The 15,350-nt window shown below is 39.8% G+C and carries 14 protein-coding genes and 1 pseudogene; 8 read left to right on the forward strand and 7 right to left on the reverse strand.

Annotated features, from left to right (window positions below; translation table 11 throughout):
* Positions 1 to 40: 40 nt before the first annotated feature.
* Positions 41 to 487, reverse strand: a complete 447-nt coding sequence (locus G0029_RS06070; protein WP_078188616.1) for a universal stress protein — start codon at positions 485 to 487, stop codon at positions 41 to 43.
* 141 nt (positions 488 to 628) lie between these two features.
* Positions 629 to 1,072: a universal stress protein gene (locus G0029_RS06075; protein WP_078191806.1), complete on the reverse strand. Its 444-nt coding sequence runs from the start codon at positions 1,070 to 1,072 to the stop codon at positions 629 to 631.
* 310 nt (positions 1,073 to 1,382) lie between these two features.
* Between G0029_RS06075 and G0029_RS06080 the strand changes: the two genes are divergently transcribed.
* From G0029_RS06080 to G0029_RS06090, 3 genes are all read left to right on the forward strand, one after another.
* Entirely contained in the window at positions 1,383 to 2,390 is a 1,008-nt protein-coding gene (locus G0029_RS06080; protein ID WP_180107497.1) for an alpha/beta hydrolase, read from the forward strand.
* Between the two features lie 81 nt (positions 2,391 to 2,471).
* A complete protein-coding gene (locus tag G0029_RS06085) occupies positions 2,472 to 2,816 on the forward strand; it encodes an SMR family transporter (RefSeq protein WP_078188613.1) in 345 nt (114 codons plus the stop codon).
* Position 2,817: 1 nt separating this feature from the next.
* Entirely contained in the window at positions 2,818 to 3,378 is a 561-nt protein-coding gene (locus G0029_RS06090; RefSeq protein WP_168377764.1) for a TetR/AcrR family transcriptional regulator, read from the forward strand.
* 344 nt (positions 3,379 to 3,722) lie between these two features.
* On the opposite strand, the gene G0029_RS06095 is transcribed toward G0029_RS06090, so the two are convergent.
* The 4 genes from G0029_RS06095 to G0029_RS06110 all read right to left on the reverse strand — a co-directional run bounded on the left by G0029_RS06095 (position 3,723) and on the right by G0029_RS06110 (position 7,842).
* Positions 3,723 to 4,892, reverse strand: a complete 1,170-nt coding sequence (locus tag G0029_RS06095; RefSeq protein WP_180107496.1) for a benzoate/H(+) symporter BenE family transporter — start codon at positions 4,890 to 4,892, stop codon at positions 3,723 to 3,725.
* Between the two features lie 256 nt (positions 4,893 to 5,148).
* A complete protein-coding gene (gene leuE / locus G0029_RS06100; RefSeq protein ID WP_180107539.1) occupies positions 5,149 to 5,799 on the reverse strand; it encodes a leucine efflux protein LeuE in 651 nt (216 codons plus the stop codon).
* 73 nt (positions 5,800 to 5,872) lie between these two features.
* The gene (gene tal, locus G0029_RS06105) at positions 5,873 to 6,862 is read right to left on the reverse strand and encodes a transaldolase (RefSeq protein WP_180107495.1); all 990 of its coding nucleotides are present in this window, start codon (positions 6,860 to 6,862) and stop codon (positions 5,873 to 5,875) included.
* Between the two features lie 89 nt (positions 6,863 to 6,951).
* Positions 6,952 to 7,842 carry a LysR family transcriptional regulator gene (locus G0029_RS06110; protein WP_180107494.1) on the reverse strand — a complete coding sequence of 297 codons (891 nt, stop codon included), beginning with the start codon at positions 7,840 to 7,842 and terminating at the stop codon, positions 6,952 to 6,954.
* Positions 7,843 to 7,957: 115 nt separating this feature from the next.
* On the opposite strand from G0029_RS06110, the gene aceI reads away from it, so the two are divergent.
* Positions 7,958 to 8,383, forward strand: coding sequence for a chlorhexidine efflux PACE transporter AceI (gene aceI / locus G0029_RS06115; protein WP_078191799.1), 426 nt, complete (start codon positions 7,958 to 7,960; stop codon positions 8,381 to 8,383).
* A gap of 273 nt (positions 8,384 to 8,656) precedes the next feature.
* Positions 8,657 to 9,733: pseudogene (locus tag G0029_RS06120) on the forward strand (OmpW/AlkL family protein); the annotation flags it as partial.
* 54 nt (positions 9,734 to 9,787) lie between these two features.
* Here G0029_RS06120 and G0029_RS06125 read toward each other — a convergent pair.
* Positions 9,788 to 11,308 carry an acetyl-CoA C-acetyltransferase gene (locus tag G0029_RS06125; RefSeq protein WP_180007893.1) on the reverse strand — a complete coding sequence of 507 codons (1,521 nt, stop codon included), beginning with the start codon at positions 11,306 to 11,308 and terminating at the stop codon, positions 9,788 to 9,790.
* Between the two features lie 241 nt (positions 11,309 to 11,549).
* Here G0029_RS06125 and G0029_RS06130 point away from each other — a divergent pair, with 241 nt between their 5' ends.
* The 3 genes from G0029_RS06130 (at position 11,550) to G0029_RS06140 (ending at position 15,290) form a co-directional block, all read left to right on the forward strand.
* Entirely contained in the window at positions 11,550 to 12,941 is a 1,392-nt protein-coding gene (locus tag G0029_RS06130; protein ID WP_180107492.1) for a 3-oxoacyl-ACP reductase, read from the forward strand.
* Positions 12,942 to 13,073: 132 nt separating this feature from the next.
* The gene (locus tag G0029_RS06135) at positions 13,074 to 13,928 is read left to right on the forward strand and encodes a MaoC family dehydratase (RefSeq protein WP_180107491.1); all 855 of its coding nucleotides are present in this window, start codon (positions 13,074 to 13,076) and stop codon (positions 13,926 to 13,928) included.
* Between the two features lie 75 nt (positions 13,929 to 14,003).
* Positions 14,004 to 15,290 carry a serine hydrolase domain-containing protein gene (locus G0029_RS06140; RefSeq protein ID WP_180107490.1) on the forward strand — a complete coding sequence of 429 codons (1,287 nt, stop codon included), beginning with the start codon at positions 14,004 to 14,006 and terminating at the stop codon, positions 15,288 to 15,290.
* Positions 15,291 to 15,350 lie beyond the last annotated feature (60 nt).

Genomic DNA, 15,350 nt, shown 5'->3' on the forward strand with positions numbered 1-15,350 from the left:
AAGAAAAGCCCTCAATGAAGGGCTTTTTTTGAATCTTAGTTTATTGCTTGATGATCAAAACAGGAATTGGGCACTGCGTTAAAATATTTTGTGCCACGCTGCCTAGCATGGCTTTTTTCAAACCTGTGCGTCCATGTGAACCCATGATGATTAAATCCGCAGAGATTTCATCAGCCACTTGTAAAATCCCTTCAGTTGGCGATACACCATGAATCAAACGAGTTTTAACTTCGATACCATCACGTACAAAGGTTTGTTTGATATCTTCTAAACGCAGCTGAGCACTTTTTTCAGCTTGCATAAAATATTCAGTGATTGCAGGTGCAACAGCATAGAAATCGACACCAACGAATGGATCAACAGCAACAACACTAACAATGGTCACTTGTGCATTTTGACTTTTAGCCAAGCTTAGCGCATGTTCAACAGCAGAATATGAAATTGGAGATTCATCCACAGGGACTAAAATTTGTTGATATTGACTCATATCTGCTTCCTTAATATTTTAAATGTTATCAATCTAATCTTGCTCTATTCACGATATTGTATGAATTAGACAAAAGGGTAAGCCTATGGGTGAAGGGTGTGCTGAATACAAAAAAGCCCACATGATGTGGGCTTAGTCATCTTAAGCTTTTACAACCAACACAGGTAATTCAGTATTACTGAGCACATCTTGTGCGAAGCTGCCGAGTAGCATTTTCTTAAAGCCTTTACGACCATGTGAACCCATAACAATCAAATCGGCTTTGACTTCATTGGCTGCTTCTACCACACCTTCAGCAGAAACTTGGCCTTTAATGATTTTACTTTGTGCTTCTACACCCACTTCAGTTGTAATTTGCACAGCTTCTTTCAATGCGGATTCTGCATTTGCATAAGCTTGTACGAAATATTCTTTCATGATTGATGAAGAATAATAGAAGTCTGCATCGGTAAATGGGTCTTCAGCAACAAGGCTGATTAAAGTGAGTTGGCTGTTAAACGCCTTGGCAATAATTGCAGCTTTTTTAACTGCAGAAAACGAGATTTCTGAACCATCGACAGGTACTAAAATGTTTTGATATGACATGGAACAATCTCCTGTAATTTTGCTTTTAAACCCTATAGATTATTGATAACACATTGTCGTGCATGGTTCAATTTATTAATCTAAAAAATATTGTAAATTCATAAAATTACATAAATTAATGTCGATAAATCGTCAAATAAATCTGAGCAAAAAACTCGGACTTTGCTCAAAAATATTAAAATAAAATCGACCAATTTTCTCGGATTTTGAGCTTAAAAGATCAATTTGAACTTTATGAAAATAAGCCTAAACTATATACAGTTTTAAATCTAAGATTTATAACAAAATTGATGCGATTGGATAGTTTGATATGTCATATAAAGCAGGGTTGGTTGTACTTAGCATGTGTTCAGTGTTGCATTTGTCTGGTTGTCAAAACACGCAAAGTAGTACCAAAGTGATTGCAGGTGCTTTTAATTTATCGACACAAGTTCAAAAGACCTTCATCAACCTACATGCTCCTGACAATGTTATTGTGCAGTCAAATATTCAATATCTACAAAATCCAAATTTAAACTTGGATATCTATCAACCTGAAACAAGTATGGCGATTGCACCAAGACCAACGATTGTTTGGATCCACGGTGGCGGTTGGGTCTCAGGCTCAAAAGAGCATGCAGGTGGATATTTTAAACGGCTCGCAGCCCAAGGCTATAATGTGGTTTCGGTTCAATATCAGTTTGCACCTGAAGCCATTTATCCCACACAGCTCAACCAAATTGATGCAGCATTGAGGTTTTTAAATCTACATGCGGCACAATATGGCATTGATTCGCAAAATATGTATTTGGCAGGGGATTCTGCAGGTGCAAATATGGCCAGTCATTATGCCGCCTTGGTTACGAATCCAGATTTTGCGCAAGCGTCAAAGATTCAGCCTGTATTAAAGCCTTCACAGCTTAAAGGGCTGATTTTACATTGTGGTATTTATGATTTAAACAGCTTTGTAAATACTGCACCCAACGAGATTGGACTGATCGAGTGGGGCGTCTATAACTTGGTTCAGGCCTATACCGGAGACAAAAAAGATGATGCCGAGTTTTTAACGCGTATTTCAACGGCCTCAAATATTAATGCAAATTATCCACCAGTATTTATCAGCGGTGGTAATAAAGATTTTTTAACCAAAACTCAATCTGAGCCTTTTGTAGAAAAATTGAAGGCAAATAATGTACCTGTGACAGCGGTATTTTATCCAGATTCGAAAGAATTTTTGGTACATGAATATCAATTTATGATGAGTAAAAAGGCCAGTCAGCAGACCTTTGATCGTACTTTAGAATTTTTGCAACAACACACACAGACCGTCAAAAATTAAAAACAGACTTAAAAGGCTTGCAGAATAATCTTTAACTTAATAACATACCTACCAGTTGGTATGTTTATTTTGGAATGATTAATGAATTCGGTAACATTGGCCTATGGCTTACTGTCATTGGCGATTATCTCAGAAGTAATTGGTTCGACATTTTTGGTGAAGTCAGAAGGCTTTACCAAACTTGCGCCTTCATTGGCTGTCGCAGTTTTATTCTGTTTGGCATTTTATTTATTGTCTCAGGTGATTAAAGTCATACCACTTGGTATTGCTTATGCCATTTGGGCAGGCGTTGGTATTGTTTTAACCGCACTAATTGGCTACTTTATCTTTCGTCAAAGTTTAGACCTCCCAGCCATGTTAGGGATAGGCCTGATTGTTTCAGGTGTGGTCGTGATCAACCTGTTTTCAACTTCAGCTGGACATTAATATGGATAATCCGCATCAGCGTAAGAAAGAACCTCAACTGATACGCCAAAGTATTTTGCAGCATGCAATCCGTCTTGCTGCAGATAAAGGTGTCAACGGGGTGTCGATTCAAGCCGTTGCGGATTTAGTTGGGGTCACAAAAGGTGGTGTATTTCATCATTTTTCAAATAAGCAAAAGCTCTTAGAGTCCATGATTGTGATGCTTTTGGCTCAATTAGACGAGGTCGTTGACCGATTAATTGACGAAGACCCTGAGCCATACGGTCGTTTTACCCGAGCCTATATTGAAATTACTTTAGAAAAACAAATCATGGGTTTGCAACAGTCTTGGTCCGCGATTTCGATGACCATGCTGACCGATAAAACATTTAATGAATATTGGATCGAATGGATGAACTCACGTTTAGAGCGTCATCATCAGACCGATTCGGATATAGAACTGAAAATTGTTCGTTATGCAGCCGATGGTATTTGGCTCACCGCTTTTACAGAAGTGGAAGATGAGAGCGAAACCCAATTATTAAAACAAGAACTGATCGCCCGAACGTATCGAGCGAAATAGATTAAATAACTGATTTTACATACGTAAAAGTAATTACGCATTTTTAAAATGATTTTTAAGTCTATTCGACAGAGTCTTACATCTACGGATTGAATAAAGGGATTAGCCTTCGGCTGGAGGTACTCTTGAAATGTTGTTTCTCATTCGGCAAAATGAGAAGCGTGCTACGTAAGGAAACCATCTTGCGGAGCATTGCTCCTCACCGCAAAACTTGTTCACTAGTGTCTAATTACTCAAAGTACCGCAAAAACATTTTTGATTAGAAATAGTCCTATATCAAACACTTGCGTATGACGTTACCGCGTATCATTCTTTTATTTGAAGCAAATTATTTAACTGAGGGCTTAATTTCTCTTATACTTGAAAATAGCATGTACGACTAAACCAAAGACCAAACCCCAAAATGCAGAGCCAATACCAAAAAACTGTACGCCCGATGCACTAAACAAGAAGGTGAGTAGAGCGGCGTCACGTTCACTCGCTTCTTGGAAAGCAATGACGATGTTGTGTCCAATGGTGCCTAGTAGGGCAATGCCTGCTAAAGCGGTAATAAACACCAATGGGAAAGCGGTTAAGAAACTCACCAAAGTGGCTGCAAACAGGCCCATCAAAATATAAAAGACGCCACAGGTCATACCTGCGATATAGCGCTTTTTCTCATCGGGGTGGGCTTGGTCATCTAGACTGATTGCCGCACTAATCGCAGCAATATTGACACTAAAACATCCAAATGGCGCGAGTAGCGTTTGGGCTGTCCCAGTCCAACCGATCAGTTGATTGACGTGGGGTTGATAACCATAACTTTTAATCATGGCTAAACCCGGTAAATACTGAGAGGCCATATTGATTACAAAGAGGGGCAGCGCTAAACCCAGTATTGCTGAGATCGAAAATTCAGGTGTGACCCAAACCGGCTGTGCGAGTTCTAAATTAAGCGCCGGTAATTGAAAGCCAAGTAACAATGGACAAAGCATAATGCCAATGATCACCGTAATGACAATGCTATAACGTGGTAACAGTCGTTTACTGATAACATAAGCCGCGAGTAAACCCAGAACGAATGCCCATTCATTTTGTAAATTGACAAATAGCTCAATACCAAATTTAAGGAGTACACCCGCCAACATTGCACTGGTTAGGCATTGCGGGATATAGCGCAGTATTTTTTCAAAAATGCCTAAAAATCCAAGTATTGCTGTCAATAAGCCACAGACCAAGAAAGCACCTAGGGCGGCATTCATGCTGTAACCATTTGCAGTCGCTAAAATCAGTGCTAGTCCTGCAGTGGACCATGAAGTCGCAACGGGATATTTAAATTTCCAAGACAGAATCAGCCCGCTTAAGCCGATACCCAAACCTAGAGCCCAAAACCAAGAGGTTATTTCTGCAGTGTTGGCACCGAGCATTTGTGCAGATTGGATCACCAAAACAGCCGAGACACTGATCCCGACTAAGAACGTAATAAAACCTGCAAAAGCAGCTGGAATGGAAAAGTCTTGGAGTAGTTTTTGCATAATGATCGAGCTATGACTATTGTTGGCGCAGATTTAGGATGACATTTTTCAGGATGATACGCTCAAGTCTTGTACAGTAAAAGTGCTTAACAAGATGTTAGGGAAATACTTTATTTATTCACGAACGACACTTTAATCAAAGGCACTTTAATAGTACGAACCGACAACCTAGATTGTGGATGTTTCATCCATTCAAAATTTAAAAGCATTGTAAATTTTTATAATTTAAAAAATTGAACTATGTCTCACATGTCATTTACAACGTAGATGTCGCAAGTTTTAGACCAAATCCACAAAATAGAAGACCAACCGCTGCCACGCAGCATGCCGTAAATTTATAGCGATGGCTAAAATAGGTAGCCAGTTTTGCACCCGAAAAGATCAAAATCGTTAAATAGCTCATACTGATAATTTGCAGCACGATCGCGAGTGCGGTGAATGTAATCGCTGGATATGGATATGCAGGATCGACGAATTGTACAAAGAACGATAAGTAAAAAAGAATGGCTTTAGGGTTTAAAATACTGATAGTTAATGCAGTCTTAAACGGTTTCAGTTCGCTCAAACTCAGTTGTTTAGTGTCGAGTTGTTCTGGCATTTGAACGGCATTCCATGTTTGGTAGGCAGCCTTGAAAAGTTTGATACCTAGATAGCTTAAATACAGCGCACCGACAATTTTTAATAATAAGAATAACCAAGGGAAGGCGTGAAGTAAGGATGCAGCCCCCAGAGCGGTGAGTAAGATTAAGATTAAATCGCCAGTATAAACACCAAAAGCGCCTAAATAGCCGACCTTAATGCCATAACGAGAAGCAACAGACATGACATAAAGTGAATTTGGACCGGGTAAAATCACAATTAATATCGTACCAATAATAAAGGTCGTTAAGTCTGTGATTCCAAACACTGAAGACACTCAAATAAAAAACCGAAGCTGTAGTATACAACTTCGGTTCTAGATGAAACTGAAAATTTCTAATTTATGCTTTTATTTCAGCATCTAAGCCAAAAGATTGACGCAGTAGGCTACTCAGCTGCTCACGTGCTTTAATAAAACCATCAATACCGCCTTGTAATAGTTGGAAAGACATTAAGTCTTTTTCAATTTCAGCTTTGAAAGTTTGCTTGTCGAGCACTTGTATGTCGTGTTGACAGTGTGCATGTGCATGATGATTAGACAGTTGCACTTCAACGGTACGCTGATCTTTTTCCAGTTCTGCCAATAAATTTGGTGAAACTGTCAATAAATCACATCCTGCTAAGCCGAGCACTTGATCAATACTACGGAAGCTAGCACCCATAATTTCAGTTTTGATGTCATGTTGTTTATAGTAGTGGTAAATCTGCTTAACTGATAACACGCCTGGATCTTTCTCAATCGGGTAGCTATCCACATTTTCAGCTTTTTTGTACCAATCTAAAATACGGCCGACAAATGGCGAAATCAGCGTGACTTGAGCATCTGCACAGGCTTGAGCTTGATGCAAACCAAACAACAGAGTCAGATTACAGTGAATGCCTTCAGCTTCAAGGGCTTTAGCGGCTTGAATGCCTTCCCACGTTGAGGCAATTTTAATTAAGATACGGTTTTGATCGATACCATACTGTGCATATAAAGCCAATAACTCTTTAGCTTTTGCAATGGTGGCATTAGTATCATAGGACAAGGCTGCATCGACTTCTGTAGAGACACGTCCTTCGATCAATTTTAAAATTTCTACACCAAATTTGACCGTAAGGATATCGATAGTGCGCTCAACCAGCTCATCGTTTTGATAACCTTCTTTACGCGCTTGTTCAAAAGCACTTTCAATCAGTTCTTTATTTTCAGGTTGATTTGCCGCTGCTGTAATTAAAGATGGATTTGTGGTCGCATCCAATGGACGGAATGTATTAATCGCAGCTAAATCACTGCTGTCAGCAACAATCGTTGTTAGGCTTTTTAATTGGTTTAACGCATTTTGAGTCATTTGAAATCTAGTTCTTAATGTTCTTGGTGTACATACTTTTATAACACAATCTGTTTAGAACCCAACCAAAAACCGCCTAATTAGGTGCTCTAAATCGTAGTTTTTCGTGAATTTCGGATGTGATTAATCAAAAAATGAGCAGCCGAGCCGAGTGGTTTTTCACGGTTCCAGACCAAGTCGACGAAATATTCAAATTTGGGTGTGAAATCTTGAAAGCTTAAAATTTTGAGTTGATCTTTGAGCGTCGGATTTTCATTAAACATCTCTAATGGAAGCACACCCCAGCCCAAACCTTGAATAATCATCGAACAAGCTGAGTGGTGGTTATCTGTACGCCAATTGTGTTTGGAAAATAACAACTCTGGTTTGATGCTTTTATCACGACTTGCAACCACGATTTGCCGGCTTTGCAAAATTTGCTCAAAACTGACTTGCTTAAATTTCGACAGGGCATGTTTTTTCGCCGCAACTGGAACCAGTGCTTCACGCTTTAATTCAACAAATTGTTCATAACTCTCAAGCTGTTCACGTTCAAACATTAGAGCAAGCTGTGCTTGACCTTGTAATAGCATCTTTTGGGCATCTTCTTGAGGCGCAGAAAAAATATTGATTTGCAAAGATGGAAAATGAGTTTCTAGCAAAGAGATATAGTCGGTCCACTGTGTATGTAGCAGTTCTGATACCACCACGATATTCAGTGAAGACTCTAAACCATGACTCAGTGCAATTGCATGCTGTTTCCATTGATTGATTTCTATCAATAATTGTTCAGTTTTTTCGTATAGGTTAAGCGCTTGAGCGGTGGGCACAGGTTCACGACCAACGCGCTCAAACAGTTTAAGGTTGAGATCAATTTCGAAATTTGCAATGGACATACTGACCGCCGAAGGTACTTTGCCGAGTTGTCTGGCAGCTGCGGAAAATGATCCTGTTTCCATGACTGTTTTAAAAATCATCAGTTGTTCTTGATTAATATTCATGTGCATTCAAAAAATAAAGAAATACAACCTTTCAATAATATTGAAAGAAGCTGACTCGATTAATCAATAATATAAAAATAAAATGTGTTTTTTACAAATGATAGAGTGTTTCAAAATGACGATTTCCAAGAGAAGGATTATTCATGCGCTAAGCTATGAGATCATCCTATTGGTGATCATTGCTATTGCTTTAAGTTTTATTTTTAAAGTTCCGATGGAGGTGACAGGTACGCTCGGTATTGCAATGGCGGTCACTTCTGTGATTTGGAACATGATTTTTAATCATTATTTTGAAAAATTTGAAGCAAAAAGAAAGTTAAAAAGAACCTTTGGTGTACGTGTTTTACATGCAATTGGATTTGAGGGCGGTTTAATGCTTGCAACCATCCCAATGGTGGCTTATGCCATGCATATGACCTTATGGCAGGCGATTTTGCTCGATTTTAGTATGACCATGTGTATTTTAGTCTACACATTTATTTTCCAATGGTGCTATGACCAGATCGAAGCGTACCTAGGTTACCAACCACAATATCGTTAAATTTCAATAAGAAAATCACATTGGCCTGTATTGATAAGTACAGGCCTTTTTTGCATTAAAATAGTGCAAAAATTTACAAATAACAATATATAAAAACATAATATAACTATAAAAAATTATACTAATTACATAACTTTTAAACATAAGAACAAAGAATGTTTTTATGAGTGGATTAAAAAAATATGCAAGACAAGGAGTTAGCTTATGAAATTGATAAAAATTGTCACACCTGTTGTTTTATTTGGGCTTACATAATTTACATTTGCAGATGGTAACTTTAAACGTTTTTCTGTATCTGCGGGTTGGATGCATGTGATGCCGCAAGGTAAGGCGAATCCTTTTAATATTCGTACTGCTGTATCTCCAGTGAATACAATTCCTGTTGGTACTATTTCTCTAGGTTCATTACTCGGATCAATAGATGGGGATGCACAAGTTCCAGGTTTACCAGAGGGTATGACAGGCAAAGACATATTATTTCCAGTATTTGAGGAAATGCTAGACCAGCCTGATGATTGGTATGCACTGGGTTTTTTGGATGAGGATGGTAATCTAGTTGCTACAGAATCAGGAGATGCTGAAATTAGAGGGCTTGATCAATGGACTAATCAGGGTACAGGCTTAGAAGCAGATGATGTAGATACTTTAGGTTTAACATTTAATTATTATATTAATGATAATGTTTCATTACAGATGATTGGCGGGATTCCACCTAAAGTCGATATTAAAGGTGTGGGTATTATTAATGCACCATTATCTGGAATTGCAATATTGCCACCAACTTCTATATTACAGATAGCGGGTATATCTGAGTTTGAATTAGCACAAGCGATTGAAATTACCAATCTTGGGGCACGTAAAAAAGCTTCTACAGCGCGTGCTTGGACACCGGCGCTTGAAGTTCAGTATCAATTCGGAAAATCAGGTGTGAATAAGTTCCGTCCATATGTAGGGGCCGGCATTACGTATGCTTACTTTAACGAAATTAAATTAGATAAAGGCATTGAGGCAGATCTACAAGTGGCGGGTCATATGATCCAAAATATGTTAGATGGAAAAGGTGGCGCAGCTCTAGATCGTAAAGTGAGTACTGATGCGAATGGTGATGCCTATCGCATGAAAGTTGATGTAGATACCGATACGGCTATCGCACCAATTGTAACCGCTGGTTTTACCTATGACATTACTCCTAGCTGGTATGGTGTTGCATCAGTGTCATATGCAAAACTTAATAATCAGGCAACGATTAAAGTTTTGAATGAAACGACTGAGCAACAGATGATTCATTCATCTACAAAAGTGGATATTGATCCATTAATTACTTATTTGGGTGTGGGTTACCGCTTCTAATGTATAGGTATAAAAAAACCGCTCATATGAGCGGTTTTTTATAGTGCAGATTAATTATTTTTCAATAATTGCTGTTACGCCTTGACCACCCGCAGCACAGATCGATACAAGTACACGGCCTGAACCTTTTTGGTTCAATAGTTTTGCAGCAGTTGCAATAATACGACCGCCAGTTGCAGCAAATGGGTGACCTGCAGCAAGAGATGAACCTTTCACGTTCAATTTAGAACGATCAATTGAACCCAATGGGGCATCTAAGCCTAAACGTTCTTTACAGAATTTAGGATCTTCCCATGCTTTTAGTGTAGATAATACTTGAGATGCAAACGCTTCATGAATTTCATAGTAATCGAAATCTTGTAGCGTAATACCTGCACGTTCAAGCATACGAGGCACTGCATACGCAGGCGCCATCAATAAGCCTTCTTTTTTCTCTACAAAGTCAACTGCCGCAGTTTCTTGGAAAGTTAAATAAGCAAGAACTTCGTGACCGTTTGCTTTTGCCCATTCTTCAGAGGCAAGAAGGACACATGACGCACCATCAGTCAGTGGAGTCGAGTTACCCGCTGTCATGGTACGTGCATCGCCTTTACCAAACGCTGGTTTTAACTTCGCAAGTTTTTCTACAGAAGAGTCTGCACGTAAGTTGTTGTCACGTTCTAAACCTAGGAATGGCGTAATCAGGTCATCGAAGAAACCTTCTTCATATGCAGCTGCCATTTTTTGATGTGAAGATGCAGCAAGTTCATCTTGCGCTTCACGAGAGATACCCCATTCAAGTGTCGTAATGGCTTGATGGTCACCCATAGAAAGACCTGTACGTGGTTCACCGTTCTTCGGTGCATCCATCAAATCTTTAACATTAATTTTAGTTAATGCTTTTAGGCGGTCTTTACCCGTTTTAGCAATGTTCAACTCAAGTAAAGCTTTACGTAAACCATCACCAAAAGCGATAGGTGCATCAGAGGTTGTATCTACACCACCAGCAACACCCACTTCGATTTGACCCAATGCGATTTTATTAGCAACCAAGAAAGCAGCTTGTAAACCTGTACCACATGCTTGTTGAATATCGTAAGCAGGTGTTTCAGGAGCAAGTTCAGTATTGAGTACACACTCACGGGTCATGTTAAAGTCACGACTATGTTTTAACACGGCACCAGCAACAACTTCACCAAGGCGTTGACCTTGAAGGTTGAAGCGTTCAACAAGACCATTTAATGCAGCTGTGAACATATCGCTGTTTGATGCAGTGAAGTAAGCGCCGTTAGAACGAGCGAAAGGAATACGATTACCACCGATAATAGCAACGCGGCGAACTGTGTTTTGACTCATGGTATTATCCTGTTGAACAGACGTTTGAGTTGTTGATTTTAAAGCTGTTTTAGGGTTTGAAGCGGGTGTCTTAGTACGTGTAGATGCACGACGAGGACGGCTCGTTTTAGCGACATCACTTGTAGACTTGGTTGCTGTGCCCGTACTTTTAGCGGTACGTGGCGTACTCTTTGATGTATTTGACACAGTTTCCGTAGTCGGACTTTCGACTGCTGGATTTTCTTGAGTTGTTTTGCTCATAAGGCTTTTCCAAGCATGTTGATGATCTTCTTGACGGCTACATTAGCATATTCACCAAAGGGGTAAATTGACTAAAATGACATTCGCTAAAGCATTCAGGTCAAGCCATCTGCGGTTTAACTCAAGTATGATTCCATGGAAACTGATGGAACTATTGAAATATAAGTATCTGACATCATCTTGAAGTTAAAGGGATATCTTCAGATCCATCAAAAATTAATCTGTATGAGAGATAATAAACATGACTGATCAATACCAAACATTTGCAAAATCTCCTATTGGTAAATTTGTCATCAAAAATTTAGGTTTACCATCACCGACTTTTTTAGAGCGTTTTGAGTCTGCAACACCTGTAGTTAAAGGTGCGGTTTTATTCGGTGCAGCGCCTGCTTCAACATTATCTGGTGCTATTGCACAAGTCTTGGCAAATATTCATGCCAACAGTTATGCAGGTAATAATGCGGATCTACAGCAAGCTGCTGCCAAGTCAGGTTTAAACTTAAGCGCATTCAACGAAGGCGATAAAGAGTCTAAGTTTAAAGTTGTGGTGTTTGATGCTTCAGGTATTCAAAACTCAGAACAATTGCATGCCTTATATGCCTTTTTTAACCCAATCGCACGTCAAATTCAGGCGTCTGGTCGCGTTGTCGTTGTTGGTACAACACCAGAGACTGCGAAAACTGTGAAACAAGCCATTGCACAACGTGCATTAGAAGGTTTTGTAAAATCAGTGGGTAAAGAGTTTAAGAAAGGGATTGCAGCACAATTAGTTTATGTGGACGAAGGTGCTGAAGCAAACTTAGAATCTGCATTACGTTTTGTGATTTCACCACGTTCAGCTTATGTATCGGGTCAGGTGATTCGTGTATCTAAAGCAGATGTTGTGGATGTTGACTGGAATAAACCGCTTGCAGGCAAAACAGCTGTAGTAACAGGTGCAAGCCGTGGTATTGGTGAAGCAATTGCACATGTATTGTCACGTGATGGCGCGCATGTGATTTGTTTAGACGTTCCACAGCAGCAAGCAGACCTTGACCGTGTTGCAGGTGAAATTGGCGGTTCTACGCTAGCGATTGATATTACTGCAAGCGATGCCGGTGAAAAAATTAAAGCGGCTGCAGCTGCTCGAGGTGGTTTGGATATCATCGTGCACAATGCAGGGATTACCCGTGACAAAACTTTGGCCAATATGAAGCCTGAGCTTTGGGACTTGGTGATTAACATTAACTTGTCTGCGATTGAGCGTGTAAATGATTACCTTCTTGAAAATGATGGTTTGAATGCAAATGGTCGTATTGTTTGCGTATCTTCTATTTCAGGTATTGCAGGTAACTTAGGTCAAACCAACTATGCTGCTTCTAAAGCTGGTGTGATTGGTGTGGTTAAATTTACTGCTCCATTATTGAAAAATGGCGTAACCATTAATGCTGTTGCTCCAGGCTTTATTGAAACGCAAATGACTGCTGCGATTCCATTTGCAATCCGTGAAGCAGGTCGTCGTATGAACTCGATGAGTCAAGGTGGTTTACCTGTGGATGTTGCTGAAACGATTGCGATGTTTGCTTCAACTGCGTCGACAGGCTTGAACGGTAACGTGGTACGTGTGTGTGGTCAAAGCTTGTTAGGGGCTTAATAATCCCTCCCGACCTCCCTTTGAAAAAGAGAGGAGAAGTCCCCCTTGATCAAAGGGGGATGAGGGGGATTTAAAATATCCTTCTTTAAAAGGAAGGGAACTTTATAAAGATAAAACTTCCAAAGGTTTAGTATGAATACTCGCCATTTTAGTCAACTTCCAAAACCTTATTTAGCCTATCCAAAAGTGATTCAAGGCTTGATTTTTAAAAAGCCTAAAGCTGAAAAAGTGCTGCCGCAAGTTGAATATGTGGTGGATTCATTTAAGGTCGATCAAAAACATTTAAAAGCTTATAACGAAGTGTGTGGCTTTAAAAACAATGGTTATATCCCAGCGATTTATTTGGCGGTGCTTTCTCAAAGTTTGCAAATGCATATGATGACTACGGAAGCTTTTCCATTTGCGATCTTAGGTTTGGTACATATTCGTAACCAAGTGAAGCAATATCGCAAAGTTGGTGTGAATGAAACACTGTCATTGTCATGCAAATTTGGTGAATTACAGCCACATGATAAAGGCGTGCAATTTGACTTTATTACCACTGCAAAAGTGGGCGATGAAGTGGTTGTAGAATCATTAACCACGTATTTAGCACGTCAAAAAACCGAGAACAAAGCTGCGGCAAAATCTACCGAAACAAAGTCAGCTGAGTTGCATGTTCAAGCTGAATGGAATGTTTCTGAAAATACCGGTCGCCGTTATGCGTTGACTTCTGGTGACTTTAACTTGATTCATATTCATGCTGTAACCGCTAAAGCGTTTGGTTTTAAACAAGCCATTGCACATGGTATGTGGAGTAAAGCCAAAGCCTTGTCGAGCTTAACTTTGCCAGATGCCTATGAAGCGGATGTCTGGTTTAAATTACCGATGTATTTGCCTTCTCAAGTTGAGTTCCTTACTGCACAAACGGGTAAAGATACAGAGTTTGCTATTCGAAATAGTAAGAACAAAAAGCCGCATGTCGCGGGAAGTGTAAAGGCACTTTAAGACTTAAGCCTAAATCGATATCGGTTTAGGCTTTTTTGTTTTAATCTCAAGCGATTCATATTCAAAGGAATGATGATGCAGGCGCTCAAAGAATATCTATTTGCACAGAAGAATAATTTTCAAGGTACGGTTGACGAGGCGTTTCAAGATTTGGCGGCGCAATTTAGCCGGATGCAGGATGCTCGAACCCACTTAGGCGGAGCTGCCTTAGTGGTGTATTTTAAAGGTCAAAAAGTCGTAGATATTTGGACTGGTAAAAAGTCAGCCGAAGAAGCTTGGCAGGCCAATACACCCTCAGTCTGTTATTCCACGGGTAAAGGCGTACTTGCAACGCTTGCACATATCTTAGTGAGCGAAGGCTTTCTAGATTACGATACTCCCGTTGCCGCATATTGGCCGGAGTTTGCTCAAAATGGTAAGTCGGATATCACATTAAGGCACATGCTGAGTCATCAAAGTGGTTTATACGATATCCGTAATATCATCGAAACAGCATCTGAAATGGCTGATTGGCCACATATGCTTAAAGTCATCGAACAAGCTAAGCCGCGTTTTGAGCCATCAACTGATGCAGCATATCAACCGTTAACCTTCGGTTGGCAAGTCGGTGGTGTACTTGAAAAGGCTACAGGTAGACCGCTTACAGAATTGATGCAACAGTATTTGGTTGAACCTTTAGCATTGGATCATGCTTTTTTTGGTGTACCAGAGCATCAACTTAGTGAGGTTGCCCGCTTGATTCCGAAAAAGAAAAAATTAGAACGTGCTGTAGATACAACTGTACAAGAGAATACCCAAGTGCAGACAACGAAAAAAAAGACAGAGACACGAAAAAAGTCAATCTTTGATCAGCTCCTGCAAATTTCAGGACAAAATTTGCAAGACTTTCAAGATGGTATGATTCCAAAAGGGATGCGCAAGTTTTCATTTTTTAGTGATGAGGGTTTGCAAGCCATTATTCCTGCGGCAACAGGCGTATTTAGTGCCAATAGTTTAGCGAAAATCTACGCCATGCTAGCCAACCAAGGCCAGTGGCAAGGACAGACCTTAATCACACCACAAGTTTATGAATCTTTAAGTAAAATTCAATATAAAAAGCGTGATCGTATTATGCCTTTACCAATGAATTGGCGTTTGGGATATCACCGCATTTTAACTTTAGGCAAATCGAGTCAAGGTTTTGGACATATAGGTTTTAATGGTTCTGGGGCCTGGTGTGATCCGCAGCGTGATTTAAGTTTTGCGTATACACATAACTTTGCGACGGGTTCGATCACGGGCGATTATCGCTTATGGGGCCTAACTCAAGAAACCTTACGCTGTGCAGATAAAGTATTAAAAGGGCGTAAAGGCTGGATTTAAGATACTTTGGAATAGAACAGAAATTGGGGAAATGTGAAAAATATGCTATTTTCCCTCGCA

Origin of the sequence: Acinetobacter sp. YH12138, assembly GCF_015218525.1 — a bacterium.
GTDB lineage: Bacteria > Pseudomonadota > Gammaproteobacteria > Pseudomonadales > Moraxellaceae > Acinetobacter > Acinetobacter amyesii.

Excerpts from the sequence above, each read along its gene's own strand:
- G0029_RS06070 (WP_078188616.1), bottom strand. The coding sequence starts at position 487 with ATGAGTCAATATCAACAAATTTTAGTCCCTGTGGATGAATCTCCAATT.
- G0029_RS06075 (WP_078191806.1), bottom strand. The coding sequence starts at position 1,072 with ATGTCATATCAAAACATTTTAGTACCTGTCGATGGTTCAGAAATCTCG.
- G0029_RS06080 (WP_180107497.1), top strand. The coding sequence starts at position 1,383 with ATGTCATATAAAGCAGGGTTGGTTGTACTTAGCATGTGTTCAGTGTTG.
- G0029_RS06085 (WP_078188613.1), top strand. The coding sequence starts at position 2,472 with ATGAATTCGGTAACATTGGCCTATGGCTTACTGTCATTGGCGATTATC.
- G0029_RS06090 (WP_168377764.1), top strand. The coding sequence starts at position 2,818 with ATGGATAATCCGCATCAGCGTAAGAAAGAACCTCAACTGATACGCCAA.
- G0029_RS06095 (WP_180107496.1), bottom strand. The coding sequence starts at position 4,892 with ATGCAAAAACTACTCCAAGACTTTTCCATTCCAGCTGCTTTTGCAGGT.
- tal (WP_180107495.1), bottom strand. The coding sequence starts at position 6,862 with ATGACTCAAAATGCGTTAAACCAATTAAAAAGCCTAACAACGATTGTT.
- G0029_RS06110 (WP_180107494.1), bottom strand. The coding sequence starts at position 7,842 with ATGAATATTAATCAAGAACAACTGATGATTTTTAAAACAGTCATGGAA.
- aceI (WP_078191799.1), top strand. The coding sequence starts at position 7,958 with ATGACGATTTCCAAGAGAAGGATTATTCATGCGCTAAGCTATGAGATC.
- G0029_RS06125 (WP_180007893.1), bottom strand. The coding sequence starts at position 11,308 with ATGAGCAAAACAACTCAAGAAAATCCAGCAGTCGAAAGTCCGACTACG.
- G0029_RS06130 (WP_180107492.1), top strand. The coding sequence starts at position 11,550 with ATGACTGATCAATACCAAACATTTGCAAAATCTCCTATTGGTAAATTT.
- G0029_RS06135 (WP_180107491.1), top strand. The coding sequence starts at position 13,074 with ATGAATACTCGCCATTTTAGTCAACTTCCAAAACCTTATTTAGCCTAT.
- G0029_RS06140 (WP_180107490.1), top strand. The coding sequence starts at position 14,004 with ATGCAGGCGCTCAAAGAATATCTATTTGCACAGAAGAATAATTTTCAA.